The sequence below is a fragment of the Mesorhizobium sp. B3-1-9 genome, from assembly GCF_006439595.1.
GTDB lineage: Bacteria > Pseudomonadota > Alphaproteobacteria > Rhizobiales > Rhizobiaceae > Mesorhizobium.
This window is the reverse complement of the sequence record NZ_VFTJ01000003.1, coordinates 395,082-420,014: the sequence shown is the minus strand read 5'-3', so window position 1 is coordinate 420,014 and position 24,933 is coordinate 395,082. Positions and strand designations below refer to the sequence as shown.

General features: G+C 65.4%; 24 protein-coding genes. 2 read left to right on the top strand and 22 right to left on the bottom strand.

The window, feature by feature from the left end; all coding sequences use genetic code 11:
* Positions 1-43 precede the first annotated feature (43 nt).
* Complete coding sequence (locus tag FJW07_RS08265) at positions 44-589, top strand: dTDP-4-dehydrorhamnose 3,5-epimerase family protein (RefSeq protein ID WP_246680708.1); 546 nt, start codon at positions 44-46, stop codon at positions 587-589.
* 1 nt (position 590) lies between these two features.
* On the top strand, positions 591-1,580 hold the full coding sequence (locus tag FJW07_RS08260; RefSeq protein ID WP_140855674.1) for a glycosyltransferase family 2 protein: 990 nt from the start codon (positions 591-593) through the stop codon (positions 1,578-1,580).
* Positions 1,581-1,677: 97 nt separating this feature from the next.
* On the opposite strand, the gene FJW07_RS08255 is transcribed toward FJW07_RS08260, so the two are convergent.
* From FJW07_RS08255 to FJW07_RS08145, 22 genes are all read right to left on the bottom strand, one after another.
* Positions 1,678-3,819, bottom strand: coding sequence for a sodium-translocating pyrophosphatase (locus tag FJW07_RS08255; protein WP_140641439.1), 2,142 nt, complete (start codon positions 3,817-3,819; stop codon positions 1,678-1,680).
* A gap of 254 nt (positions 3,820-4,073) precedes the next feature.
* Positions 4,074-4,823, bottom strand: coding sequence for an ABC transporter permease (locus FJW07_RS08250; RefSeq protein WP_140855672.1), 750 nt, complete (start codon positions 4,821-4,823; stop codon positions 4,074-4,076).
* Complete coding sequence (locus FJW07_RS08245; RefSeq protein WP_140855670.1) at positions 4,820-5,758, bottom strand: ABC transporter ATP-binding protein; 939 nt, start codon at positions 5,756-5,758, stop codon at positions 4,820-4,822. The genes FJW07_RS08250 and FJW07_RS08245 overlap by 4 nt, the downstream gene beginning before the upstream one ends.
* Complete coding sequence (locus tag FJW07_RS08240; RefSeq protein ID WP_140658595.1) at positions 5,755-6,921, bottom strand: ABC transporter permease; 1,167 nt, start codon at positions 6,919-6,921, stop codon at positions 5,755-5,757. The genes FJW07_RS08245 and FJW07_RS08240 overlap by 4 nt, the downstream gene beginning before the upstream one ends.
* 278 nt (positions 6,922-7,199) lie before the next feature.
* Positions 7,200-8,111: an ABC transporter substrate-binding protein gene (locus tag FJW07_RS08230; protein WP_140855669.1), complete on the bottom strand. Its 912-nt coding sequence runs from the start codon at positions 8,109-8,111 to the stop codon at positions 7,200-7,202.
* 158 nt (positions 8,112-8,269) lie between these two features.
* Positions 8,270-9,493, bottom strand: a complete 1,224-nt coding sequence (locus FJW07_RS08225) for an MFS transporter (protein ID WP_140855667.1) — start codon at positions 9,491-9,493, stop codon at positions 8,270-8,272.
* Entirely contained in the window at positions 9,490-9,984 is a 495-nt protein-coding gene (nusB, locus tag FJW07_RS08220) for a transcription antitermination factor NusB (protein ID WP_040999924.1), read from the bottom strand. Before nusB ends, FJW07_RS08225 begins: the two co-directional genes overlap by 4 nt.
* Positions 9,981-10,475 (bottom strand): 6,7-dimethyl-8-ribityllumazine synthase, encoded by a 495-nt coding sequence (gene ribH / locus FJW07_RS08215; RefSeq protein WP_140641425.1) that lies wholly within the window; start codon positions 10,473-10,475, stop codon positions 9,981-9,983. The genes nusB and ribH overlap by 4 nt, the downstream gene beginning before the upstream one ends.
* A gap of 140 nt (positions 10,476-10,615) precedes the next feature.
* Positions 10,616-11,605, bottom strand: a complete 990-nt coding sequence (locus FJW07_RS08210) for a methyltransferase (RefSeq protein WP_140855665.1) — start codon at positions 11,603-11,605, stop codon at positions 10,616-10,618.
* Between the two features lie 94 nt (positions 11,606-11,699).
* Positions 11,700-12,317: a riboflavin synthase gene (locus FJW07_RS08205; protein WP_140659090.1), complete on the bottom strand. Its 618-nt coding sequence runs from the start codon at positions 12,315-12,317 to the stop codon at positions 11,700-11,702.
* 61 nt (positions 12,318-12,378) lie between these two features.
* Positions 12,379-13,506: a bifunctional diaminohydroxyphosphoribosylaminopyrimidine deaminase/5-amino-6-(5-phosphoribosylamino)uracil reductase RibD gene (gene ribD / locus FJW07_RS08200; protein WP_181182595.1), complete on the bottom strand. Its 1,128-nt coding sequence runs from the start codon at positions 13,504-13,506 to the stop codon at positions 12,379-12,381.
* Between the two features lie 2 nt (positions 13,507-13,508).
* Positions 13,509-13,988: a transcriptional regulator NrdR gene (nrdR, locus tag FJW07_RS08195; protein WP_027167964.1), complete on the bottom strand. Its 480-nt coding sequence runs from the start codon at positions 13,986-13,988 to the stop codon at positions 13,509-13,511.
* A 113-nt stretch (positions 13,989-14,101) separates the two neighbouring features.
* Positions 14,102-14,695 carry a hypothetical protein gene (locus FJW07_RS08190; RefSeq protein ID WP_246680707.1) on the bottom strand — a complete coding sequence of 198 codons (594 nt, stop codon included), beginning with the start codon at positions 14,693-14,695 and terminating at the stop codon, positions 14,102-14,104.
* A 107-nt stretch (positions 14,696-14,802) separates the two neighbouring features.
* A complete protein-coding gene (gene glyA / locus FJW07_RS08185) occupies positions 14,803-16,116 on the bottom strand; it encodes a serine hydroxymethyltransferase (protein WP_140707501.1) in 1,314 nt (437 codons plus the stop codon).
* 126 nt (positions 16,117-16,242) lie between these two features.
* Positions 16,243-17,883 carry a Na+/H+ antiporter gene (locus tag FJW07_RS08180; RefSeq protein WP_140855767.1) on the bottom strand — a complete coding sequence of 547 codons (1,641 nt, stop codon included), beginning with the start codon at positions 17,881-17,883 and terminating at the stop codon, positions 16,243-16,245.
* A gap of 131 nt (positions 17,884-18,014) precedes the next feature.
* Complete coding sequence (locus FJW07_RS08175) at positions 18,015-18,953, bottom strand: acetamidase/formamidase family protein (RefSeq protein ID WP_140855663.1); 939 nt, start codon at positions 18,951-18,953, stop codon at positions 18,015-18,017.
* Positions 18,938-19,699: an alpha/beta fold hydrolase gene (locus FJW07_RS08170; RefSeq protein ID WP_140855661.1), complete on the bottom strand. Its 762-nt coding sequence runs from the start codon at positions 19,697-19,699 to the stop codon at positions 18,938-18,940. Before FJW07_RS08170 ends, FJW07_RS08175 begins: the two co-directional genes overlap by 16 nt.
* Position 19,700: 1 nt before the next feature.
* Positions 19,701-20,456, bottom strand: coding sequence for a glutamine amidotransferase (locus tag FJW07_RS08165; RefSeq protein WP_140855659.1), 756 nt, complete (start codon positions 20,454-20,456; stop codon positions 19,701-19,703).
* Positions 20,453-21,412: a nucleoside hydrolase gene (locus FJW07_RS08160; RefSeq protein ID WP_140855657.1), complete on the bottom strand. Its 960-nt coding sequence runs from the start codon at positions 21,410-21,412 to the stop codon at positions 20,453-20,455. The genes FJW07_RS08165 and FJW07_RS08160 overlap by 4 nt, the downstream gene beginning before the upstream one ends.
* Complete coding sequence (locus FJW07_RS08155) at positions 21,409-22,326, bottom strand: ABC transporter permease (protein ID WP_140855655.1); 918 nt, start codon at positions 22,324-22,326, stop codon at positions 21,409-21,411. Before FJW07_RS08155 ends, FJW07_RS08160 begins: the two co-directional genes overlap by 4 nt.
* Before the next feature lie 11 nt (positions 22,327-22,337).
* Positions 22,338-23,366, bottom strand: a complete 1,029-nt coding sequence (locus FJW07_RS08150; RefSeq protein ID WP_140641405.1) for an ABC transporter permease — start codon at positions 23,364-23,366, stop codon at positions 22,338-22,340.
* Positions 23,366-24,901 (bottom strand): ABC transporter ATP-binding protein, encoded by a 1,536-nt coding sequence (locus FJW07_RS08145; RefSeq protein WP_140855654.1) that lies wholly within the window; start codon positions 24,899-24,901, stop codon positions 23,366-23,368. The genes FJW07_RS08150 and FJW07_RS08145 overlap by 1 nt, the downstream gene beginning before the upstream one ends.
* Positions 24,902-24,933: the final 32 nt, after the last annotated feature.

Below are 24,933 nucleotides of genomic sequence, written 5' to 3'. Positions count from 1 at the left end.
TTCCGGCGTCCCCCTATCAATTTGCTGGGGATTGGGACCGGTCATGAGCAACAGCGATCGTACTGTGCCGCAAGGTTGGATGGCGACAGGCACGCCTGACCGGCAAACCGTGACACCTGACTGGCTTGTCGTCGAAGCGCCGACAATCGACGGCGTCGCGCTCAAGGAAATCCGACCTGTCGCGACTTCGACCGGCTACCTCACCGAGGTTTTTCGCGAGGAATGGGATCTCGACGGACTTCCGGTCGGACAGGTGTTTCAGCGCACGCTTTATCCCGGCGCGGTGACGGGATGGCATGCCCATGGCGTCACAATCGACCGGCTTTTTTGCTCGGTGGGCAGCGTTCGAATCTCGCTGTTCGACGGTCGCAAGGCCTCGCCGACATTCGGCACGGTTTGGCACAAGATTGTCGGAGCGGTCAGGCCCGCTATCGTCATCATTCCGCCCGGCGTCTGGCACGGTGTCGTCGCGCTCGGAGCGGAGACTGCTTTGGTGCTCAACCTCGTCGACAAGGCCTACGCCTATGACGCGCCCGACCATTGGCGCCTGCCGCCGGACACCGAACAGATCCCCTACAAGCTGGTGTAGCGTGGAACAGGCCGGTCAAGGCGTGGCGATCGGACCGATCGAACCGCTGGTCTCGGTCGTGATAGCGACGCACAATCGTCCGGCGGTGCTGCATCAAACGCTGAAGAGCCTCGTTGGCCAGACCCTGCAGGACTGGGAAGCCATGGTGATTGGTGATGCGTGCCGGCCGGACACCGCGACAACGGTTGCCGCTTTCGGCGACGCCCGCATCTCCTATATCGATCTTCCCGTGAACTTCGGCGAGCAGTCGGGGCCTAACAATATCGGCTTTGCCAGAGCACGCGGCCGTTTCGTTGCCATATTGAACCATGACGACCTATGGTTTCCCGACCATCTGACGTCCATGAGCGGCTGGATCGACGCCACCGGCGCCGATGTGGTGATCGCCCGGGGTGCGGTCATCGAGTCGGTCGCGAGCAAAGGTTCCAGGCATATGATCCTCGGGACGGGGCGGCACGGCTTCTATGACCCGGTCACCACAGTCGGCTTCGGCTCCGCGCAAATGGTCAGGAGAACGTCGCTGCCGAGGCTTGGGCCATGGCGCCCGGCCAGCCAGTGCGTCTGCGAGAGTTCCCAGGACTGGCTGTTCCGTGCATGGCGCAACGGTGCGGTGATTGCGACAATGCCGCATCTGACCGTGCTCATGCTGCATTCGGGCAAGCGCGAAGGCAGCTATGCGCGTGATACGGCGCAGGAGCAGGAAGAACTGATGAACGCGATGAGTTCGCCAGACGCGTTGCGCGTCAGGATTCTTGGCAACGCCGAGGAACCGGCTCCCCTCAAGCGCTTCCGCTACCTCAAACGCAGGCTGCTGGCTGCCCTCGGCATACATCCGCGAGCGCGTTCCTTCCGCCGCCAATTTCGCCACGGCGCGTTCATTGCCATGCTGCGTCAGACTCGCGGCTTACCGCCAATGCCCGAACGCGAACCGGATGCCGAAGCGTTGCTGGCCCGCTATCGCCATGACAGCGAAAGGCCAGAGGCCGGTTGAGTGCCCCCCGGGGGCGGAAAGCATGAAGGATGTCATGCCGAAAAACAAAGCCCGCGGGATCGCTCCCGCGGGCTTTGTCATGGAATAGCCGCCGCGATCAGCCGTGCGCGAGCACGGCGAGCAGGAGCAGCGCGACGATGTTGGTTATCTTGATCGCCGGGTTGACGGCCGGGCCGGCGGTGTCCTTGTAGGGATCGCCGACGGTGTCGCCGGTGACTGATGCCTTATGCGCCTCGGAGCCCTTCAGGTGCTTGACGCCGTCCTTGTCGGTGAAGCCGTCCTCGAACGACTTCTTGGCGTTGTCCCAGGCGCCGCCGCCGGAGGTCATCGAGATGGCGACGAAGAGGCCGTTGACGATGACGCCGAGCAGCGAGGCGCCGAGCGCCGCGAAGGCCGAGGCTTTGGAGCCCGAGATCAGCAGCACGCCGAAATAGACGACGAGCGGCGCCAGCACCGGCAGCAGCGACGGGATGATCATTTCCCGGATCGCCGCCCTGGTCAGGATGTCGACGGCGCGCGCATAGTTCGGCTTCGAGGTGCCGGCCATGATGCCCTTGTCCTCGCGGAACTGCTTGCGCACTTCCTCGACGATGGAGCCCGCGGCGCGACCGACGGCGGTCATCGCGATGCCGCCGAAGAGGTAGGGGATCAGGCCGCCGAAGATCAGGCCGGCGACGACATACGGATTGGAGAGGTCGAAGGAGACCTCGCCCATGCCCTGGAAGTAAGGATACTTGTCGCCATTGGCGGCAAAGAATTTCAGATCGTTCGAATAGGCCGCGAACAGCACCAGCGCGCCGAGGCCGGCGGAGCCGATGGCATAGCCCTTGGTGACGGCCTTGGTGGTGTTGCCGACAGCGTCGAGCGCGTCGGTGGAGTGGCGCACCTCCTTGGGCAGGCCGGCCATTTCGGCAATGCCGCCGGCATTGTCGGTAACAGGGCCGAAGGCGTCGAGCGCCACGATCATGCCGGCGAGGCCGAGCATGGTGGTGACGGCGATCGCGGTGCCGAAGAGGCCGCCGAGCTGGTAGGTGGCGATGATGCCGCCGACGATGACGATGGCAGGCAGCGCGGTCGATTCCAGCGAGACCGCGAGGCCCTGGATGACGTTGGTGCCGTGGCCGGTCACGGAAGCCTGGGCGATCGAGTTCACCGGGCGCTTGTTGGTACCAGTGTAGTATTCGGTGATCACCACGATGAGGCCGGTCACCAGGAGGCCGATGAGGCCACAGATGAACAGGTTCTTGCCGGTGATGGCGATGCCGGCGACATTGCCGACCTCGCCCCAGCCGACGGTGGCCGAAGTGGCGATGGCGAGACCGACGATCGACAAGAGCCCGGTGACGATCAGGCCCTTGTAGAGGGCGCCCATGATCGAGCCGTTCGACCCAAGCTTGACGAAGAAGGTGCCGACGATCGAGGTCAAGATGCAGGCGCCGCAGATGGCGAGCGGATAGAGCATCGACGCACCCAGCGCGGCCGTGCCGCCGAAGAAGATGGCGGCGAGCACCATGGTGGCGACGACGGTCACCGCATAGGTTTCGAACAGGTCGGCGGCCATGCCGGCGCAGTCGCCGACATTGTCGCCGACGTTGTCGGCGATGGTGGCCGGGTTGCGCGGATCGTCTTCCGGAATGCCGGCCTCGACCTTGCCGACGAGGTCGCCGCCGACGTCCGCACCCTTGGTGAAGATGCCGCCGCCGAGACGGGCGAAGATCGATATCAGCGAAGCGCCGAAGCCGAGCGAAACCAGCGAGTCGATGACGACGCGGTCATTCGGCTGCAGGCCCATCGGGCCGGTCAATATGGCGTAGTAGATCGAGACGCCGAGCAGCGCCAGACCCGCCACCAGCATGCCGGTGATGGCGCCCGACTTGAAGGCGATGTCGAGGCCGGCAGCAAGGCTGTTCGAAGCGGCTTGCGCAGTCCGCACATTGGCGCGCACCGAGACATGCATGCCGATGAAGCCGGCGGCGCCCGAGAGCACCGCGCCGATCAGGAAGCCGATAGCGGCGGTGATCGAAAGCAGCCACCAGGCAAGCAGGAGAACGACGATACCGACGACCGCGATGGTCGTGTACTGGCGCGCCAGATAGGCCTGGGCGCCCTCGCGGATTGCGGCGGAGATTTCCTGCATGCGCTGATTGCCCTGATCGGACGCAAGGACCGAACGTGTCGCCCAGATGGCGTACAGAACTGACAGCAAGCCGCAGGCGATGACGGCGGTAATGATGGTCATTGCCGGATTTTCCTCGATTGTTGGCCCAAAAGAACCCCTCCCTGGGCCGTTGGAACGGAGATGGATGCCGCGCACGGATTCCACCCCTTGGCTGGGGTGTATGCGAAACAGGGCTTGGAACGTCAAGATATTGTTCGATTTTTGCCCGGCTTTCGCCCAAAAGAAGAGGGCAGGAATTGTTGTGCCAGCGCAAGCCTGGAATTAGATCGATTGAAATGACGCTGGGGCACATTCGCCAATCCTCAGACGTAGCGTTATTCCGCCCCCTGCCCCATGCGTCGCGCGGCGTAGCGTTCGACCGCCGACAGGCCGTCATAGATCAGCACGGCAAGCGCCGCGACAATCAGGCCGCCCTGCAGCACGAAGGCAAGGTTGTTCGAGATCAGGCCGGCGATGATCACCTCGCCAAGCGTCTTGGCGGCAACGGTCGATCCGATGGTCGCGGTGGCGAGGCTGATGACGACCGAGAGCCGGATGCCGCCGAGGATCACCGGGGCGCTCAGCGGCAGCTCGACCTTCATCAGCCTTTGCCAGCCGGTCATGCCGGCGCCACGCGCCGCCTCCATGACGTTGCCGGGCAACGTGGTGAGCGCCGTCAGCGCGTTTTCGAAGATCGGCAGCAATCCGTAGAGGAAGAGCGCGATCAGCGTCGGCTTTTCGCCGAAACCGACGGCCGGCACGGCGAGCGCCAGCACGGCAACCGGCGGAAAGGTCTGGCCGATATTGACCAGGCTGCGCGACAAGGGCAGGAACTCGGCGCCGGCCGGCCTGGTGACCAGGATGGCGAGCGCCACCGCGATGATCGTCGCCGCAACCGTGGCCATCAGCACGATCCGTAGATGCTGCAGGGTCAGCGTCAGCAGGCTGCCCTGGTTGTAGATCGCCGGCGCGCCATTCTCGGTCAGTGGTTTCAGCAGCGGCTCGAACCAGTTCGGGTTGGTGATGAAGACCACCAGCAGCGCCAGCACGGCCAGCCTCAGCAGCGCGGGCAGCCAGGCTTTCATTGCGGCCTCGCCGCGCGCTTCACCAGGCCTTCGATGGTGACGCGGCCAATGAGCTTGCCGTCGGCACCCTTCACCGGCAGCGCGGGGCGGCCCGACCACAACAGCTTGGCCAGCGCGTCGCGCTGCGTAGCTTCGCCTGGGATCGCCTCGCCTTCGGCGCCGCCCGGCTCCACGGCATCGCGCACAGGCCCCAGCGACAGCAGCCGGAACGGCCTTTCGCTGGCGCCGACCAGTGTCTCGACGAAATCGCTTGCGGGCCTCGCCAGGATTTCTGCCGGCTTGGCGTATTGCACCAGCTTGCCGGCATCCATGACGGCGATCTTGTCGCCCAAATGCACAGCCTCTTCCATGTCGTGGGTGACGAGGATGATGGTGGTGCCGAAACGCTTCTGGATCGCCAGCAGATCCTCTTGCGCCTTGGTGCGGATGATCGGGTCGAGCGCGCCGAAGGGCTCGTCCATCAAAAGCACGTTGGGTTCGGCGGCCAAAGCGCGGGCGACGCCAACGCGCTGCTGCTGGCCGCCGGAAAGCTCGTGCGGGTAGCGCGGTCCATAGGCCTGGGGGTCGAGCTGGTAGAGTGTCATCAGCTCGTCGACACGCGCCTTGATGCGGTCCCTGTCCCAGCCGAGCAGCAACGGCACGGTGGCGATGTTCTGCGCCACCGTGCGATGCGGAAACAGGCCGTGCCCCTGGATGGCGTAGCCGATGCTGCGGCGCAGCTGATAGCCGGGCACGGAGCGGTTGTCGGCGCCGTCGAGCTTGATGATCCCGGAGGTCGGCTCGACCAGCCGGTTGATCATCCTGAGCAGCGTCGTCTTGCCGGATCCCGACGTACCGACAATGGTGGCGATGGTTCGGGGTTCGATGATCATCGAAACATTGTCGACCACCGTCGTTTGGTCATAGCGCTTGGTGATGCCTTCGATCTCGATCATGCCGTTTCAACTGCCCTGCGCCTGGTGGCGGCCATTTCGATGACCGCGTCGAGGATAATGGCCGCGGCAAAGGCCAGCGCCACGGTCGGCAGCGCACCGAGCAGCACGAGATCCATCGCCGTCTGGCCGACACCCTGGAAAACAAACACGCCGAAGCCGCCGCCGCCGATCAGCGCGGCGATGGTGGCGAGGCCGATATTCTGCACCAGCACGATACGAATGCCGGTCAGGATCACCGGAAAGGCGAGCGGGAACTCGACATCGAACAGGCGCTGGCGGTCGGTCATACCCATGCCGCGCGCGGCGTCGTTGGCCGCGCGGGGTACACCAGCCAGCCCAACCACGGTGTTGGCCACCACCGGCAGCAAGGAATAGAGGAAGAGCGCGACAAAGGCCGGCGCGGTGCCGATGCCCCTGATGCCGATGGCGGCGGCGCCTGGCAAGTGCACGGCAACCCAGCCGAGCGGAGCGATCAGCAGGCCGAAGAGCGCGATCGACGGAATGGTCTGGATGATGTTGAGTACATTCAGCACGCCTGCCCGCAGTTTCTCGACGCGATGGCAAAAGATGCCGAGCGGTATGCCGACGATCACCGCGCCGGCCAGCGAGCCAAGCGCCAGCGTGACGTGCTTGGAGGCTTCGGCCCAGAAACTGTCGGCGCGGCCGGCATATTCCTTGAGGATGGAAAGGCTGTCCCAGCTTCCCGAGACGAGCAGCACGGCGATGGCAAGCGCTGCAAGCACGAGCACGCCGACGCGTGACCAGGGCGAAAGGTTCAGCCTGGTCAGCACATCGGCGAGGAGCAGAGTGAAGGCAAAGATCAGCAGCCAGAAACCGGACGCCGGAGCGACGCGGGCGAACGTGTTGCCGGCCGGTGTCAGGAAACTGCCGGCTACACCGATGAGGACGGCGAGTGCGGCGAGCGCCACGATGCTGGCGGCCAGCCTTAGGGTGAGCGGCGTCCGCAGCAAGGCGACGATGGCGGCCGCGATCACTATCGCCAGCAACAGCATGCCAAGCGTGGGCGGCAACGACTCGAGGATCGAACGCGCCTGCCCGGGTACGATGCGGTTGGCGCGGAACGTGGCAAAGGGGGCCAGGAAAGCGGCGTAGGCGACGATCGCGGCGATGACCACGCCGAGCTTGTCGAAACGCAGGGTCATGGCCTCCCCCTTGCGGCCTTGGCGGTTGGCGAAAGCCGGCGGGAGAACCGATCTCCCCCCTTGCGGGGGAGATGGCCGGCAGGCCAGAGGTGAAGGAACGCCAACCTTGGAATACGAGCTCGTTCAAAGGTAAACCCGCCGAAGGACTTTCCTTCGATAGGTTGAAAGGTCGGCGGGACAGCACCCTCCTCCGTCCTGCCGGACATCTCCCCCGCAAGGGGGGAGATCAGCAGTTCCGCCAACCGCACCTCTCCAGCTCGCACTTATTATGCCGCGATCTACTTCAAGAACCCGTTCTTCTTCAAAAAGTCCTCCGCCACGCCCTTGGCTGGCTCGCCGCCCAGTTGCACGCGGCCGTTGAGCTCCTGCAGCGTGACGAGGTCGAGCTTGGCGAAGACCGGCTTCAGCAGCGCCTCGATTTCCGGGTGCTGCTTCAAGACCTCTTCGCGGATGATCGGCGCCGGCTGGTAGACCGGCTGCACGCCCTTGTCGTCCTCGAGCACGACGAGGCCGGAGGGCTGGATGCCGCCATCGGTGCCATAGACCATGGCGGCGTTGGCGCCGTTGGTCTGGTTGGCGGCGGCTGCGATGGTCGCCGCGGTGTCGCCGCCGGAGAGCGTGATCAACTGGTCCGGCTTCAGCGTGAAGCCGTAGGCCGTCTGGAAGGCCGGAAGCGCGGCGGCCGAATTGACGAACTCGGCCGAAGCCGCGAGCACCACCTTGCCGCCGCCCGCGACGTATTTGCCGAAGTCCGAAAGCGTGACGAGCTTGTTTTCGTCGGCCACTTCCTTGCGCAGCGCGATCGCCCAGGTGTTGTTGGCAGGCGACGGCGACAGCCAGACGATCTTGTTGGCGTCGTAGTCTAGCTTCTTGGCGGTTTCGTAAGCCTTGGCGGCATCCTTCCAGACCGGATCATCGGCCTTCTGGAAGAAAAAGGCGGCATTGCCGGTATATTCGGGATAGATGTCGATCTCGCCGGCGGTGATCGCCTTGCGCACCACCGGCGTCGCGCCGAGCTGGATGCGGTCCGTCGTCTTGATGTTGTTGGCGTTGAGCACGAGCTGGATGATGTTGCCCAGCACCCCGCCTTCCGTGTCGATCTTCGAGGAGACGACCACCTGGGCGTTGGCCGAAGCGGTGGCAAGGCCGAGCGCGATGGCAGCTACGGCGAGCTTTCCGATTGAAAACATTGTGAAATTCCTTGCTATGAACTGAGGATCCGGTGGCCGCATATGAGCACGGCTATAACGGCCAGTCGGGGTACACGGTTTCATAAGTAGGGGGATCAGCGCAATATTTTTGTTCCCCGCGCGAGGCCGGTGCCAGGCCCGGTCCCGACAGCGTAATGTCAGTTGGCGGCACGCAAGCCCTGCAGCTTGAGCGTGCCAAGCGCCAGGAAGCAAAGCACTACGACCGGGAAAACGATCCAGTTCAGCATGGTCCAGCCCCAGGCATTGTAGATCGCGCCCGACATCAGCGAGGCAAAGGCGACGGAGCCGAACAGGACAAAATCATGGAAACCCTGGACCTTGCTCTTCTCGGAGGGCCGGTAGCTGGCCGCGACCATGGCGGTCGCGCCGATGAAACCAAAATTCCAGCCGAGGCCAAGCAGGATCAGTGCCGTCCAGAACTGCCACAGCGCCAGGCCGGAAAGCGCCACGGCGCCGCAGCCGATCAGCAGGACAAGACCGGTCGCGACGATGCGTTCGGCGCCGAAGCGGTGGATCAGCGAACCGGTGAAGAAGCTCGGCCCGAACATGGCCATGACATGCCAGGAAATGCCAAGCGTCGCATTGTCTTCCGACAGGCCGCAGCCGACCATGGCGAGCGGCGCGCCGGTCATGACGAAGCTCATCAGCGCGTAGCTGCCGACGGTGCAGAACAACGCGGCGACGAAACGCGGCTGGGTGACGATTTCGATCAGCGGGCGGGCGTCGCTTGCGGTAGTTTCAGAGACGGCGTCGGTCCGCGAGGAAACCCGCAGGAACGACAGGATGAGCGCGCCGACCGCCGCCAGGGCCAGGATCGAGGCGAAGGATCCCGCAAACATCACCGGGGCGAGCAATTCGCGCGTGTAGATGACGATCTGCGGCCCGAGGATGGCGGTGATGATGCCGCCCGCCAGCACGAAGGAGATGGCGCGCGCCTTGAATTCGGGTGGCGCGTTGTCGGCGGCGGCGAAGCGGAACTGCTGGACGAAGGCGCCGCCAACACCGATGACGCAGAGGCCGAAGGCGAACAGCCAGAAGCTCGCCTGATAGAGCGCGAGCGTCGCGATCAGGCCGCCGAGCGCGGTGACGATGGTGCCGATCATGAAGCCGCCGCGATGGCCGAGGCTGCGGATGATGGCGGCAGCCGGCAAGGCGCCGAGCGCCACGCCGATGTTGAAGCCGGTGACCGGCGCGGTGGCCAGGGATTTGTCGGGACCGAGCAGATATTGTCCGGCCAGCGCGCCGAGCGAAATGGCGATCGGCGCGGCCGAACCGACGATCGCCTGCGCGGCGGCGAGCAGCACCGCCGTGCGACGCCCTTCGCTGCCGGCCTCGGCGACCCCGGCCGTTGCGGCTGTCACGAAGCGTCCTTGCCACGCCCCTCGCCGCGAACCCGGCGCGAGACGCGATCAAGAACGGCGTTGACCAACTTCGGCTCGTCCTCCTCGTAGAACGCCTTGGCGATGTCGACATATTCGGAGACGATGACGGCCACCGGCACATCCTCGCGCTTCATCAGTTCATAGACCCCGGCGCGCAGAATGGCGCGCAGCGTCGAATCCAGCCGCGACAGCGGCCAGTCCTCGGTCAGCGCCTGGCGGATGACGGGGTCGATGGTCTTCTGGTTCTCGACGACGCCGGTCAGGATGGCGCGGAACCATTGCGCGTCGGCCTCGCGATAGAGCGCGCCGTCGACTTCCTTGCCGAGGCGGAAGGCCTCGTATTCGGCCGTGATCTCGAAGACGCCGCTGCCGGCCACATCCATCTGATAGAGCGCCTGGACGGCGGCAAGACGGGCGGCGCCGCGCTTGTTGGCGTGGCGTACCGCTCCGGTCGAGGCGGGCTCGGTCACGATTGGGCTCCGAATTTCTCTTTGAGCGCGATCATGGTCAGCGCCGCGCGCGCGGCGAAGCCGCCCTTGTCGCCTTCCGTCTTTCGCGCGCGCGCCCATGCCTGCGCGTCGTTTTCTGTGGTCAGAATGCCATTGCCGATCGCGATCGCCTCCTGCACCGAAAGGTCCATGAGCGCGCGGCTCGATTCATTGGCGACGATGTCGAAATGGTAGGTGTCGCCGCGGACGACGGTTCCTAGCGCGACAAAACCGTCGTAATGCGTGCCGCCTTCGGCCGCGCCATCGAGCGCGAAGGTGATGACAGCAGGTATTTCGAGCGAGCCAGGAACCGTGACGACGTCATAGGTGGCGCCGGCCTCGTCGAGCGCGCCGGTCGCGCCTTCGAGCAGCGCGTCGGCGAGATCGTCGTGAAAGCGCGCTTCGACAATGAGCAGATGCGCCTTCGCCTTCGGGCGAATGAACGCTTTGCCGTGTTGGGATGTGCCTGCCATAAAAGTCTCCGGGGGGTTGCCGGTGACTTAGGCCGAAGCCAGGTTTATCGCAAGCGGAAGATTGGCGGACCGACACCAACGCTGTATCTCTCGAAGGATTCAGATCCCGGGGCAGCGCGATGTTTCGGTACTTTGTTTGGCTAGGCAGGCGAAGCCTCAAGGATCGAGATCGGCGCGGTGGTGTCGATCACTCGCTCGAGCTTCAGCCCTGCGGCCTCGAACAGCCTGGCGTATTGCGCCTCGGTCCGCTCAAGGCCGCCGGTGACCGCGAGCATGACCACATCGATGGCCTTGATCTGGGCTGGTTCGTCGCCCGCAGGGACGAGCGTCTCGGCCACAAGCACCCTGCCATGCGTTTGCATTGTCTCGCGGCAACGGCGCAAGATCAACTCGGCGCGTTCATCGTCCCAATCGTGGATCACCTTCTTGATTACATAGACGTCGCCGACGGGGACGCTGTCGAAGAAGTCGCCGACGACGAAGTCGGTGCGCGACGGATCGCTCCCGGCCTCCTGGCGCGCCGCCGCCACTCCGGAGGCGAGATCGAGAAGAACCCCGCTCAAATGGGGATTGCGGGCAAGGATGGCCGAGAGAAGCTGTCCATGCCCGCCGCCGACATCGACGACCCGCGTATATCGGCTGAAATCATAGGCGTCGGCGACCGCCTCGTTGCTGCCTTGGCCCTGGGCAATCATAGCTCGCTGAAACAGGGCAGCCTGTTCCGGGTGGGCCGAAAGCCAATCGAACCTCGGACTTCCGAACACCTTGTCGAAGGCCGGCTTTCCGGTGCGGACGGAATGCAGAAGCTGCTCGAACGCAAGATAGGCCTCGCTGTTGACCATCCGGATGAAGTCGCGTGGTCCGGGCCGATCGGAACGAAGCGCCGCGCCCACCTCCATCAAGGTAAAATGACGAGGGCGAACTTCAGTGAAGACCCCCTCCGGCGCCAGAAGCCGCATGACGCGATAGAGCGATTCCGCATCCGTCTTCGTGGCGGCCGCCAAATCTTCAACTGACTGCTCGCCGGAAGCCAGAAGATCGGGAATGCCGAGTTCGATGACGACGCGCAGCGCCTGTGACACGGCAAATCCGAAACCCAGCCTCATGACTTGTTGCGACGGGTTGGTCATGGCTTTCCCCTCCGGACAGGTGAAAAGCTTACGAGGGGCGCGAGCAGAAGTGAAGCGGGACGCAGTGTTGAACGGCGCGGCCTCACGACTTTAGTCAAAGCCCCTCTTTCGCCGCCTCCGCCAGGCGCGCGGCATAGCGGGCCATGGTGTCGATCTCGAGATTGACGCGGTCGCCGGCCTGGCGTTGGCCCCAGGTGGTGACGCTCAGCGAATGATGGATGAGCAGCACGTCGAAGCGGGTGCCTTCGACCTTGTTGACGGTGAGCGAGGTGCCGTCGAGCGCGACCGACCCTTTCGGCGCGATGAACTTCGCCAGATGCCGCGGCGCTTCCAGCGTGAAGCGCACGGCATCGCCCTCCTCCTTGCGCTCGACGATCTCGGCCGTGCCGTCGACATGGCCGGAAACGATGTGGCCGCCGAGCTCGTCGCCGATCTTCAGCGCCCGTTCGAGATTGATCCTGGTGCCTGATTTCCAGCTGGATGCCGTGGTGAGCCTCAGCGCCTCCTCCCAGGCCTCGACCTCGAACCAGCGCGCGTTGGAACCAGTTTCGGGGAGCGCCGTGACCGTCAGGCAAACGCCGCCGCAGGAGATGGAGGCGCCGATGGCGATGGTTTCGGGATCATAGGTGGTGTCTATGCGCAGCCCAACGCCTTCGGCCAGCGGCTTCACGGTAGCGACAGTGCCAACGTCAGTCACAATCCCAGTAAACATCAGAGAGCGTCTTTCATTTTGACCATGATCTAACCCAAAAATCGGTTCCCACTTTTTGGGATCATGGTCTTACCCACTCGGCGTAACTGTCTTCGCCGAAGCGCATATCACGCAGCTTGCGAAAACCTGCCGGGATATGGTCGGCGTCGATAGGCGATGCAATACCGTCTTTGCCGATCGCCTCAGGTCCCTGGAACAGGACGATGCGGTCGACAAGGTCTTCCTCGAGGAAGGCCTTGGCTACCTTGGCGCCGCCTTCGACCAAAACGCTTGCCATGCCAAGCGCGGCAAGGTCTTCCAGCAATTCCGGCAAGGCGACCACGCCATTGTGGGTTTCGGTGCCGATGAAGCGCACGCCCGCGCGTTCGAGCGCCGCCCGCCGGTGCGGGTCGGCTTCCAGACAGGCGGCGATATAGAGCGGCACGCGGTCGACGCCGGATATCAGCTTGGATGTCTCCGGGAGCCGGATCTGCCGATCGAGGATGATGCGCGCCGGCGAGCGGTTCTCCAGTCCCGGAAGGCGCACGGTCAGCGCCGGGTCGTCCTCGAGAGCGGTGCCGATGCCGACCAGGATGGCGTCGGACTCGGCGCGCATCAGATAGACATCGCGCCGCGCGATCTCGCCGGTGATGGCGACCTGGCCCGCGCCTTTGCGGCCGATCTTGCCGTCACTCGAAAGCGCAAGCTTCAGAGTTACTTCCGGACGTTTTTTTTGAGAACGAGTCAGATAGCCGGCCATCTGCTCGGCGGCCTCGGCGGCCAGCACTTTCTCCACCACCTCGACACCGGCGGCGCGCAGTATGGCGTAGCCCTTGCCGGAGACGCGCGGATCGGGATCGCTTGCCGCGCCGACGACGCGCGCGATGCCGGCATTGACCAGCGCGTTGGCGCAAGGCGGCGTGCGGCCGTGGTGGGCGCAAGGCTCCAAAGTAACGTAAGCCGTAGCACCACGCGCGAGTTCGCCGGCCTCGGCCAGCGCTTCGGTCTCGGCATGCGGGCGGCCGCCGACGGCCGTCACGCCGGTACCGACGATCATCGGGCCGGCGCCGTCGTCGCGCACGATGATGGTGCCGACGGAAGGGTTGGTCGACGTGCGGCCGGCGTTGCGGCGCGACAACCTGATGGCCGCGGCCATGAAACGGCGATCAAGGGCCGCCTGCGCGGCCTCGTCCAGTCGCTGTCCCGCCATGATCAGCCAGCGTCCTCTTCGGTCTTTTCCTCGTCGCCCTTCAGTTCGCCCAGCAGCTCATGAAAATCCTTGGCCTCGCGGAAATTGCGATAGACCGAGGCGAAGCGGACATAGGCGACGTCATCCAGCGATTTCAGCGCATCCATGACCAGCCGGCCGACTTCGCCCGAAGCAACCTCGGTTTCGCCGGAGCTTTCGAGCTGGCGCACGATGCCGGTGACCGCGCGGTCGATGCGCTCGGGGTCGACATTGCGCTTGCGCACGGCGATCTCGACGGAGCGCAGCAGCTTGTCACGGTCGAAAGGCACCTTGCGGCCGGACTTCTTGACGACGACGAGGTCGCGCAGTTGGACGCGCTCGAAAGTCGTGAAACGGCCGCCGCAATCGGGGCACACCCGCCGCCTGCGGATCGCCGCGCCGTCCTCGGCGGGACGCGAATCCTTCACCTGCGTATCTTCGGACTGGCAATAGGGACAGCGCATGGAGAGCCTTGGGTTCGCGATTCTGTGGGCGAAAGGCTTAGAGCCTTTCATGCCTCAGAGATAGCGAGGCATAAGCAAGATTGCCAGCGCTCCACCCCGCTGGCCGACGGGCGTCAGGGCGCAACATCCTTGGTCGGAAACCCGCACGATGCGCCTAGGTTGCGATAGGCCTTGGTGAAGCCGTCCATCGGGATGCTGGTGACCTTCTGTTTGCCGAAGGTGACATCGAGCGAGGTGACCTTGCGCATGGCGCGCAGCAGGGCGAGGCTGGTCTTGGCCTGGTTGTCGACCATCCAGCTGGGACGACCACCGGCGGCGCCGTTGGAGGTCACGGTCGCAGCGACCTTCACGCCAGGATCGCCGAAGGTCGCGGCGATCTTGTCGCCGGTCGGCAGGTTGCCGTTGTCGATGATGAACATGATGGCCGGATACGCGTCCGGCGGCAGCGCATCGCCGGTCGAGATCGACAGCGTCAGGGATCCGGCATTGCCGTCGCCGTCGACGAATGCAGTCGAGGCGGCGCAGGTCTTGTGCGCATCCTGCCCGGTATCGAGCGTATCGATGATGGTGGTCCACTTGCCGAAGGTATTGGTGGCCGGCATGTCGGAGCCGGGCTGCGCCTGCTCCTGCGCAACCGCGCCGGACAGGGCGAAAACGGCCAGCGAGCCGGACACGGCCAGGGTGGCAAGACGGAAAGTGCGCATCATCAGGTCTCCGGTAAGCCGCGCCGCCCGATCAAGGAGCGGCGCGAAGCGCAAGGATAAAAGATGACGTATGTCGCGCGGTCAACCGACGGAGGGCAACCGAGCGTGAATCAGCCGAGATAGGGGTAAAGCGGGAAGCGGTCGGTCAACGCCGTGACCTTGGCTTTGACGGCGGCCTCGACGGCCGCATTGCCGTCGTCGGAATTCGCCACCTTCAGCCCGTCCAGCACCTCGGCGATCAGCTTGCCGATCTCGCGGAATTCGGCCTGGCCGAAGCCGCGCGTGGTGCCGGCCGGCGTGCCGAGGCGTACGCCCGACGTCACGAACGGCTTTTCCGGATCGAACGGGATGCCGTTCTTGTTGCAGGTGATGTTGGCGCGGCCGAGGGCGGCTTCCGCGCGCTTGCCGGTGGCGTTCTTCGGCCGAAGGTCGACCAGCATCAAATGGTTGTCGGTACCGCCGGAGACGATATCGAGGCCCGTCTCCTGCAGGCTGGACGCCAGCGCCTTGGCATTGGCGACGATGCTTTCGGCATAGGCCTTGAAGCTCGGCTTCAGCGCCTCGCCGAGCGCCACCGCCTTGGCGGCGATGACATGCATCAGCGGGCCGCCCTGCAAGCCCGGAAACACCGCCGAATTCATCTTCTTGGCGATGTCCTCGTCGTTGCACAGGATCATGCCGCCGCGCGGACCGCGCAGCGATTTGTGGGTCGTCGTGGTCACGACATGGGCATGAGGCAACGGCGACGGATGCATGCCGCCGGCGACGAGGCCGGCGATATGCGCCATGTCGACCATCAGATAGGCGCCGATCGAATCGGCGATCTCGCGGAAACGCTTCCAGTCCCAGATGCGCGAATAGGCGGTGCCGCCGGCCAGGATCAGCTTCGGCTTCGTCTCATGCGCGGTCTTCTCGATCGCGTCCATGTCGAGCAAATGGTCTTCCTTGCGCACGCCATAGGAGACGACTTTGAACCACTTGCCGCTCATGTTGACCGGAGAGCCGTGGGTGAGATGGCCGCCCGAATTCAGGTCGAGGCCCATGAAGGTGTCGCCGGGCTGCAGCAGCGCCAGGAACACGGCCTGGTTCATCTGACTGCCCGAGTTCGGCTGAACGTTGGCGAAGTTACAGCCAAAAAGCTTTTTCGCGCGCTCGATGGCCAGTTCCTCGGCCACGTCGACGAACTGGCAGCCGCCATAGTAACGCTTGCCCGGATAACCCTCGGCATATTTGTTGGTCATGATCGAGCCCTGAGCTTCGAGCACGGCGCGCGAAACGATGTTTTCCGACGCGATCAGCTCGATCTCGTGGCGCTGGCGGCCAAGCTCGTTGCGGATGGCGCCGAAGATTTCCGGATCGGCGTCGGCAAGCGTGGTCTCGAAGAAGGATTCGAATTTGCTGGAGGCTGCCGCTGCGTTTGACATGGCTTGCTTTCCCTTGGGGCCGGAGGTCTGCGAGGTCGCCGCGCATTAACACAGTTGTTTCCGGGCCGCCACGTTTGCGGCGCGAAATTTGCTGGCCGGTTTGCGCCAAGACAAACCAGTCCAGTTCTAATCCCGCGGTTCGCGGCCCTTGAGGATCGCTTCCGAGAAGGTGATCTCGGTGAACAGCTTGCGCGCCGTATGGTCATTGATGTCGCCACGGCGAAGCATCGCCTGCAGTTCGGCCCGCTCGGCCTCGATGCCGGCAAGCCTGAATCCGAGCTCGATCCGCCCGGATTCGCGGGCCTCGGCGCGCGCTTCGTCGGCGCCGTCGGAGAGCGAGATGCGCCGCCGGTAGATGGATGCGACGCTCTCGGCGATGGCAAGCTTCATGTCCGCCGCCTCCCCTTCATTGCCGTCGCTGGCGAGGCCTTCGATCCTGGCGATGGCCGCGTTGGCGGCGCCGACGCGGGCGCGGCGCTCTTCGGCCGCACCTGGATGCTCGCCAGGCTCGACGAGGCCGCGCGCGACCGTAGGCAGGGTAAGGCTCGCAATCGCCAGCGAGCATATGATGACGCCGGCGGCGAGGAAGATCACGAGGTCGCGGGCCGGGAACGGCGAGCCGTCTTGCAAGGTAAGCGGCAGGGACAGGATGCCGGCCAGAGTGACGGCGCCGCGCACGCCGGCGATCGAACCGGCGAGCCTGACGCGAAAACCAAAGGGTTCGGCTTTGCGCTTGCCGAGCCGCGCGGCAAGCACGGCGCCCATGTCGCCGATCCATATCCAGACATAGCGCAGGCCGATCAGGCAGAGCGTGAGCAAGAGCACGGTCAATGCCGGCTCGAACAGCCAATGCCGGGCCGTCAGTTCCGGCGGCACCTTGCGGATGATGTCGGGCAGTTGCAGGCCAAGCAGGATGAACAGCGAGCCGTTGAACATGAAGATCAGCATCGACCAGAGCGAGATCGTCTGGATGCGCGCCGAGACCGCCATGTGGCGGACGATGCCGGAATATCCGGTCAACAGGCCGGCGGTGACAGCCGCCAGAACGCCCGACGCGTTCAAATGCTCGGCGATCAGATAGGCGCCGAAGGGCAACAGCACCATGACCAGCACCTGCGCCTCGGCCGGTGTGCTGGTGATACGGCCGAGGATCTGCAACGACTTCGCGGCGATGAACAGCGCCGCGATGCCGGCGAGAATGCCGATCGCCACAGCCAAGAGGAAGCTCAGGGATGCCTCGGCGAACGAAAAGCTGCCGGTCAGCGCCGCCGCGACGGTGAAGCGGAACATCACCAGACCCGAGGCGTCGTTGAGCAGGGATTCGCCTTCCAATATGTGCATCAGCCGCGCCGGGACGACATTGCGGTCGACGATCGAGGACACGGCGACCGCATCGGTCGGCGACAGCACGGCGGCCAGAGCGAAGGCGACGAGCAGCGGGATGCTCGGCACCAGCCAGTGCAAGGCGTAACCGAAGCCGACGATGGTGAAGAAGACGAGCCCGATGGCGAGATCGAGGATCGGGCTGCGCAGCGCTATCAGTTCGCGCTTCGGCGCCGAGAACGCATCGCCGAACAGAAGCGGCGGAATGAACACCAGGAGAAAAAGCTCCGGATCGATCTCGACATGCAGGCCGCGTGCCGGCCAGGCCAGGCAGGCGCCGATCGCGATCTGCAGCACCGGCAGCGGCACGCGCACCAGCCGCACCAGCGCACCGGAAACGGTTACGAAGGCGAGCACGACGAGGATAAAGACGGCGACGTCCATGGCGCGATTCCGGCTGGTCGACCGACCATGGGCAATTGCCAGCGTCGCGTCCAGCCGGCCGGACGTCACCTGGCGTATCATGCGGGCGGAGTCCCATTCCGCCCGGGCGATTCAGCGTTTGATGGAACGCTCTATGGCGACAGAACCGCCTTGGGCACGGAACAAAGCGCCGTGAAGGCGGGATTCACGACATTGCCGATGCGCAGGCTGCAGGTCTGACTGACCAGTTGATGCGCGTCCATCGTGTCCAGGCCTGTCCGTTGCGCCACCCAGCGCACCAGCCCGGCGACCGCGATGCGGGCGGCGTCGTCCAGCGGCCGCGCGCAGCCAATGACGCCGATATGGCTTTCAGTCTCCAAGCGCGGCCAGTCGAAGCTCTCATCCGGCATCGCCTTCTCGGCGGACAGGGAAGTGAAGAAGGCGCCCTCGACCGCGGTGCCCGCGATCTCGCCATCGCCCTGCGCGTAATGTCCGTCACCGATATAGATGTGCCCGCCATCGACATTGGCCCGCAGGTAGAGCGTCGCGCCTTCCTTCAGGTCCGGGATGTCGAAATTGCCGCCGAAGTCGCCGGGAACGACGCCGAGGCGAACCTCGCCATGAGCGGGCGCGACGCCCAACGTGCCGTGGAAAGGCCGGTAGCTGGCGGAAAGCGTGCGGCCGGAGGAGGTCCGTGTGGTCAACTGCGTTCGATCCGGCGAGAGGCGCCAGATCCACACCCGCTCGTCCTGCTCCTGCTGCAAGTTGGGCGAGGCGCGGGTTCCCGACAGGAAGCCGAAATTCGGCGAAATCGTCGCCACGCCCCAGTCACGAGCGGGCTCCAGGCGATGCAGGCGGATCGCCATGATATCGCCGGCCCTGATCCCTTCGACGGCGATCGGACCGACCAGCGGGTTGACTTTCGGATAGGGCGCGACCTCGCGCGGCCTGCCGTCGACGCTCGTCAGCTTGCCGGAAAAGCAGTCCTCGGTGAACACCGTGAATTGCTCGCCAGCCCTGACGGAAAGCCGCGGCGCATGCCCTCCCAGTTGGAACACGAAATCGTGCCCGTCGTTCAGCGGTCGAACCAAGTGCCGGCTCCCAGTTTCTCGACTATCGCGACGAATGCCTGCGTGGCGTCGCGATGGATACTATGGCCGACATTGGGCATCACGACGACAGACCGCTCGCCGACCTCTGCTCGCAGGCGCGCGGTGTCGTCGGGCGGGACAAACCGGCTCATTTCCGGCAGGACCCAAACCGTCGGCAGCATCCGGGCCAGGCGCGCCGCCTCATCCCGCAGGTCCCAGGGCGCGTTGCCGGCGAAGGCTGAACGCGCGTCATCGAACGAGATCTGCTCGAGCGACACGACTTTCCAGGCGGCGTCCCGCCGCGACCAGCCGGGATTGAGTTTCAGCAGCCCCTCGATGTCGTGGGGCAGATTTGCTTCGTCCCAGTCCAACATACCCTTCGGCGTCGCCTTGTCGGCGAAATGCGAGACCGGGTCTTCCAGAAGCATTGCCTTCGGCCGGAACAGGCCGCGCAACACGCCAAGCTGCGCCAGCGTGCCGCCGAAGGAATGGCCAAGCAGCACATCCGGCGCGGCAGGCAGGTTCCCAGCGAAATCGGAGAGCAGGCTGTCGAAGGAAAAATCGCCGTCGCCCCGCGCGCTTTCGCCGTGGCCGCGCATGTCGGGAGCGATCACCTGCCAGCCACGCGCGGCAAGCACACGCGCCGGCTCGGTCATGGCGCCTGCATTGGCGGTGATGCCGTGCAGCGCCACCATCGTCTTCGGCGCGCCGCGGTCGCCCCAGCGCATGATGTTGAGCGTCACCATGTCAGGCTCCCGCCGCCCAGCCGACGGTCTGCCGCCAGAGCGTCGTGTAGCCCGGCCAATCGACAAAAGCGGGCGGCGCCCAATGCGGCCCGCAATCCGACGCGAATGCGACCGACCGCCCCTTGCCGAATTCCGCCGCGACGATCAAGGGATCGTTGCCGACGGTCGCGACCACCGTCGCCTTCTGCCTGGCGGCAAAGCGGTTATAGCCGAGCAGCGCCGGCCATTCCGCTTCCAGCCCGCCGACGATCGGGTGACTTGCTGCGGCAACACGCGGCTTCACGCCTTGCGGCCGCTCGGCGCGGTCATCGCCCGCCTCCATTTCCACGCCCAGCACCTCCGCGACTTCGGTGTCGCGATAGCGCGCCTTGGCCTCGATGCCCTGGAAGGTCATATAGCCGCCGACCATCACCAGTCCGCCGCCGCCGAGGACATAGTCGCGTATCGCTTCGAGGCGATTGGGCAGCATCTTCGACCGCACGAACGTGTCGGGATGGAGCAACAGGGTGTTGGCGCCGATGTCGCTCAGCATAATGCAGTCGAACTTCGCCAGCTCGCCGGCGCTGAAGGGGAAGTCGCGCGCGGCGATATGGGCCGGCTGGTAGACAACGTCCCAGCCACCGCCTTCGAGGGCGTCGCGCAGCCAGCGCACGCCTTCGGCGTACTCTGTCGTGGTGAAGGAATCGAAGCCCTTCTGGTGGATCGAATGAACGGTCCAGGATTCGCCCGCGATCAGGACGCGACGGCTCTTTGTCATACTTCCTCTCCTGTTTTGTAAGACCGGCTGGCCAGCCGCTTCAATGCGGCGATGAAGGCGGCGTGGATGCCCTCGCCATCAAGCTCGACGGCGATTTCGGCGTTCGGCGGCCCCGAGCGTCCGGCAAAGTCGATGACCGTGCGGCCATAGGTGAATTTGCCGGCGAGCTCGACCTCGACCCGAGCCGGAACGGTCCTGGCCAGGGAGGGTTCGGCCGCGACGAACGATGCCACGGGATCGTTGAGCGGCATGGCGCCGGGCCCGAACACGCCCGGGCGGAATGTCGTGTTCAGCGAGCGCAGGAGCTCGGCAGCGAAATGCCCGACCTTGCCGCCAATCGCCTCGGCGTCCGCGATCAATCCTTCGGCGATAACCGCCTGCGGTCCCACGTCGATCGGAAGAAGCGTCAAAGGAATGCCGGCCCCGAACACGATGGCTGCCGCCTCCGGATCGCACAGAACGTTCCACTCCGCCGCCGCTGTCTTGTTGCCGAGCCCCCAGGCCCCGCCGAGCGAGACGATGCGCCCGATCCTCTCCGCCAGGCCGGGATTGCGCCGTAGCGCGAGCGCCAGATTGGTCAGCGGACCGGTGGTGACGACGGTAGCGGCGGCGCCCGAAAGGACCAGCTCGGCGATGAGGTCGCTGGAGTGGCGTGGATCGAGGTTGACCGCTTCGAGATCCGGCCGCTCCGGGTCGAGCGCACAGGTCTGGTCGAGGACGCCGGCGATCAGCCTTTCGCGCACCAACGGCCCCACGGCGCCGGCGGCAACCGGAACGTCGCTGCGCCCCGCAACGGCAAGGACGATGGCGCCGTTGCGCGCCGTGCGGTCCCCGGCGAGATGACCGGCACCCGTCGTCACCGCCTTCAGGTCGAGCGCCTTATGGCCGGCGGCGACCAGGATGCCCAGGGCATCGTCATTGCCCGGATCGCAGTCGAGGATGATCGGCTTCGTCATTGAGGATTGTCTTGAATTCTGGCCGGGCGGTTGCGCACTAGGATGCGCCAGCGGGCGAAGGTCAGGCCGATGATGGCGGCGAGATAGGGCAGCATCAGCACGAACTGCGAGGGGATGGCGAACACTTGCAGGCGGTCGCCCAGCGCGCCGAAGAAGCCGAACAGGAAGGACGCCGCAGCCGTCATCCAGGGCTGGCCGCCGCCGAACAGCGTCGCGGCCAGCCCGATGAAGCCGCGGCCGCTGGTCATGTCCGGCAGGAAGAAATGCAGCTTGTCCATGGCAAGCTGCGCGCCGGCAAGCCCGGCCAGCAAGCCGCTGATCGCCAATGACAGGGCCTTCATGGCAGCGATGCGGATGCCGGCGGAGCGCGCGGCGTGCTCGTCCTCTCCCGCGGCCCGCAGGCTGGCGCCGAGCGGCGTCTTGTAGAGAAAGATATAGGTGAGCGGCACCGCGACAAGTGCGATCAGCACGATGATGCTTTGGCCTTCGAAGGCCGGGCCGAGCACCGGCAGCCAGGACAGCGATCCGGCCGGAACATGCCAGATGTCGGGAAAGGCGATCGGCCTCAGGCCGCCCGGACTGTTGTAGTAGCGCTCGAGGATGAAGAGCGTGCCGCCGGCGGCGAGCAGGTTGATGCCAAGGCCCGCCACGATGAAGTCGGCGAAGAAGCGCAAGGTCAGCAGCGCCAGAAGCTGCGAAAGCACCACCGCGACCACCAGCGCCGACAGGAAGGCCGGCCAGGCGCTGCCGCTCCAGTCGCCGACGGCGATGGCCGCGAAGGCGGCCGCCAGCATCATGCCCTCGACCGCGACATTGAGGATGTTGGCGCGCAAGGTGATCATTGCCGCCAGCGCGGCAAGCAGGATCGGGGTCGACTGTTCAAGGACCGCGGCGAGCAGCGATGCGAGGTTCATTCCTTACCTCCTCACGCTGCCTGGGCGGCGCGACGCAGCCGCGCCGTCATCAGCAGCACGAGCAGGCCCGTCAAAAGGTTGACCAGCGAGCGCGGCACATCCGTGGAAATCTGCATGTAGGCAGCGCCATTCAGCATCGCGGCGTAGAAGAGCGCGGTCGCCAGCGAACCGATCGGATGGACGCGGGCAAGCAGGGCGCAGGTCAGGCCGACCAGTCCGTAGCTCGGCGAGAAATTCTGCTCGAAGCGGTGTCCGACGCCGAGCACATAAAGCGCTCCGGCCAGCCCGGCCAATCCACCGGCAATGACCATCGCCGAGATCACCCGCCGCGCCGCCGGCACGCCCGTGGCCTCGGCAAAGCGCAGATTGGTGCCGGCCGCGCGAACCTCCGCGCCCCATCGGGTGCGGAACAGCACGATCCATGAGACGACGGCAAGCACGGCGGCGACAAGGAAGCCGCTGGTGGCGCGCGGAACGAAAGGCAAGGGCGGCAGCCAGATCGAGCTCGGTACCATCCAGCTCACCGCGCCATAGGCGGTGGTGTCGCGGATCACCTGGTTGGCCAGCCAGGAGGTGATCAGGAGAATGATGATGTTGAGCATCAGTGTCGTGACCACCTCGTCGACGGCGAGACGCACCTTGAGCACGCCCGGAATCCAGCCGACCACCGCGCCGGCAAGAAAACCGGCGACGATGGCGAGCGGCATCAGCATAAAGGCCGGCAGCGAAGCGCCGGCGATGGCGACGACGGTGGTGGTGACCGCGCCCGCGTAGAGCTGGCCCTCGCCGCCGACATTGAAGATGCCGGCGCGAAAGGAGAAGACGACGCCGAGCGCGATCAGGGTGAGCGGCGTGGCGCGGTTCAGGAACAGGGCGAAGTTGCCGAGCGAATCGAAATTGGCGAGCAGCAGGTCGCGATAGGCGCGGACCGGCTCATCCGTGATCGACGCGACCAGCAGGAAGCCGAGCGCCAGCGTGAGCAGGATCGCGGCGAGCGGCGCGCGAATGACGCGCAGGAAATTGGACAGCGCCGGCGCCATTACGCAGCCTCCTTCGATCCGCCGTTCATCAGATATCCGACGGTCTCCTCGTCGGCCTCGGCGCGGTCGAGGACGCGCATCATGCGCCCCGAATACATGACGCCGATCCTGTCGGAGAGCGCGAAGATCTCGGAGAGCTCGGACGAGATCAGGAGCACGGCGCGGCCCCGGTCGGCGGCCTGCAGGATGCGCGCGTGAACGAATTCGGACGCGCCGATGTCCAGTCCGCGCGTCGGCTGGCAGATCAGGAGCAGCGATGGGTCGCGCTCCAGCTCGCGGGCAATCACCAGTTTCTGCATGTTGCCGCCGGAGAGCCAGCCGGCCTGCGTGGCAGGCTGCGCGCCGCGCACGTCGAACTCCTTGATCTTCTCGCCCGCGAAGCTGTCCAGCTTCTGCCGGCTGATCAGGCCGCCGGACAGCAATCCGGCGCGGCTGTAGTTGGTCGCCGCGACGTTCTCGGCGACGCTCATCGTGACGCTCAAGCCACGGTCGAGGCGGTCTTCCGGCACGAAGCCGAGACCGGCCTGCTGGCGCTCCCAGAGATCAGCGTCGGTCAAATCCCGGTCGCCGAAGCGGACCCTGCCCGCCTGCACCGGCATCAGCCCGGCGATTGCCTCGGCGAGTTCGGTCTGGCCGTTGCCGTCGACGCCGGCGATGCCCAGAACCTCGCCGGCGCGCACCTGGAGAGAGATGCGGTCGAGCAGACGCCGGCCTGAATGATTGGTCATGCTGACACTGTCGAGCGTCAGGACCGGGGCGCCGAAGCTGCGCTGCCCACTGCCCTTGCGGCCGACCAGGAACACGTCGCGGCCGACCATGTCGCGGGCGATGTCGGCTTCGGTGACGTCGGCCGTATTGCGCGTCGAAATGCTGCGGCCATGGCGAATGACGGTCACGCGGTCGGAGACGGCTTTCACCTCGCGCAGCTTGTGGGTGATGAAAAGGATGGTGCGGCCCCTGGCGCGCAAGCCGTCGACCACACCGATCAGCTCATCGACTTCCGGTGGAGTCAGCACGGCGGTCGGCTCGTCGAGGATCAAGAGATCCGCGTCGAACGCCAGCGCCTTCAGGATCTCGACGCGCTGGCGCTGGCCGACCGAAAGCGTGCGCACCGGCGCTTCCGGATCGAGGCGGAAGTTGTAGCGCGCGATCAGTTCGCGGGCGCGCTCGACCATCTGCCGGCGGTCGGAGAAGATACCCAGCCGGCGCGGCTGGCGGCCGAGAAACAGGTTCTCAGCCACGCTCATGGACGGCACCAGCGTGAAGTGCTGGTGCACCATGCCGATGCCGAGGCGGCTCGCGGCAATCGGGTCCGCGATCGTCACGGTCTTACCGTTCAGCACGATGGAGCCGGCGTTCGGCTGGTGAATGCCGGCAAGGATGTTCATCAGCGTCGACTTGCCGGCGCCGTTCTCGCCGCAGATGACATGAACCTCGCCGCGCCGGACTTCGAGGTCGACATGGCTGAGCGCGGCCTTGTCGCCAAACGACTTGGCGATGCCTGCAAGGCTCAAGATGATGTCCGGGTCGCTCATCGGCACGCTTCCTGGGGCACGCTTCCTGGTCG

Coding starts and splice junctions, on each gene's coding strand:
- FJW07_RS08240 (WP_140658595.1), bottom strand. CDS start 6,921: ATGACCCTGCGTTTCGACAAGCTCGGCGTGGTCATCGCCGCGATCGTC.
- FJW07_RS08255 (WP_140641439.1), bottom strand. CDS start 3,819: ATGACCATCATTACCGCCGTCATCGCCTGCGGCTTGCTGTCAGTTCTG.
- FJW07_RS08190 (WP_246680707.1), bottom strand. CDS start 14,695: ATGATGCGCACTTTCCGTCTTGCCACCCTGGCCGTGTCCGGCTCGCTG.
- FJW07_RS08145 (WP_140855654.1), bottom strand. CDS start 24,901: ATGAGCGACCCGGACATCATCTTGAGCCTTGCAGGCATCGCCAAGTCG.
- FJW07_RS08265 (WP_246680708.1), top strand. CDS start 44: ATGAGCAACAGCGATCGTACTGTGCCGCAAGGTTGGATGGCGACAGGC.
- ribD (WP_181182595.1), bottom strand. CDS start 13,506: ATGGCGGGACAGCGACTGGACGAGGCCGCGCAGGCGGCCCTTGATCGC.
- FJW07_RS08180 (WP_140855767.1), bottom strand. CDS start 17,883: ATGGACGTCGCCGTCTTTATCCTCGTCGTGCTCGCCTTCGTAACCGTT.
- glyA (WP_140707501.1), bottom strand. CDS start 16,116: ATGTCAAACGCAGCGGCAGCCTCCAGCAAATTCGAATCCTTCTTCGAG.
- ribH (WP_140641425.1), bottom strand. CDS start 10,475: ATGGCAGGCACATCCCAACACGGCAAAGCGTTCATTCGCCCGAAGGCG.
- FJW07_RS08250 (WP_140855672.1), bottom strand. CDS start 4,823: ATGAAAGCCTGGCTGCCCGCGCTGCTGAGGCTGGCCGTGCTGGCGCTG.
- FJW07_RS08245 (WP_140855670.1), bottom strand. CDS start 5,758: ATGATCGAGATCGAAGGCATCACCAAGCGCTATGACCAAACGACGGTG.
- nrdR (WP_027167964.1), bottom strand. CDS start 13,988: ATGCGCTGTCCCTATTGCCAGTCCGAAGATACGCAGGTGAAGGATTCG.
- FJW07_RS08160 (WP_140855657.1), bottom strand. CDS start 21,412: ATGACGAAGCCGATCATCCTCGACTGCGATCCGGGCAATGACGATGCC.
- FJW07_RS08150 (WP_140641405.1), bottom strand. CDS start 23,366: ATGGCGCCGGCGCTGTCCAATTTCCTGCGCGTCATTCGCGCGCCGCTC.
- FJW07_RS08170 (WP_140855661.1), bottom strand. CDS start 19,699: ATGGTGACGCTCAACATCATGCGCTGGGGCGACCGCGGCGCGCCGAAG.
- FJW07_RS08165 (WP_140855659.1), bottom strand. CDS start 20,456: ATGACAAAGAGCCGTCGCGTCCTGATCGCGGGCGAATCCTGGACCGTT.
- FJW07_RS08155 (WP_140855655.1), bottom strand. CDS start 22,326: ATGAACCTCGCATCGCTGCTCGCCGCGGTCCTTGAACAGTCGACCCCG.
- FJW07_RS08230 (WP_140855669.1), bottom strand. CDS start 8,111: ATGTTTTCAATCGGAAAGCTCGCCGTAGCTGCCATCGCGCTCGGCCTT.
- FJW07_RS08210 (WP_140855665.1), bottom strand. CDS start 11,605: ATGACCAACCCGTCGCAACAAGTCATGAGGCTGGGTTTCGGATTTGCC.
- FJW07_RS08205 (WP_140659090.1), bottom strand. CDS start 12,317: ATGTTTACTGGGATTGTGACTGACGTTGGCACTGTCGCTACCGTGAAG.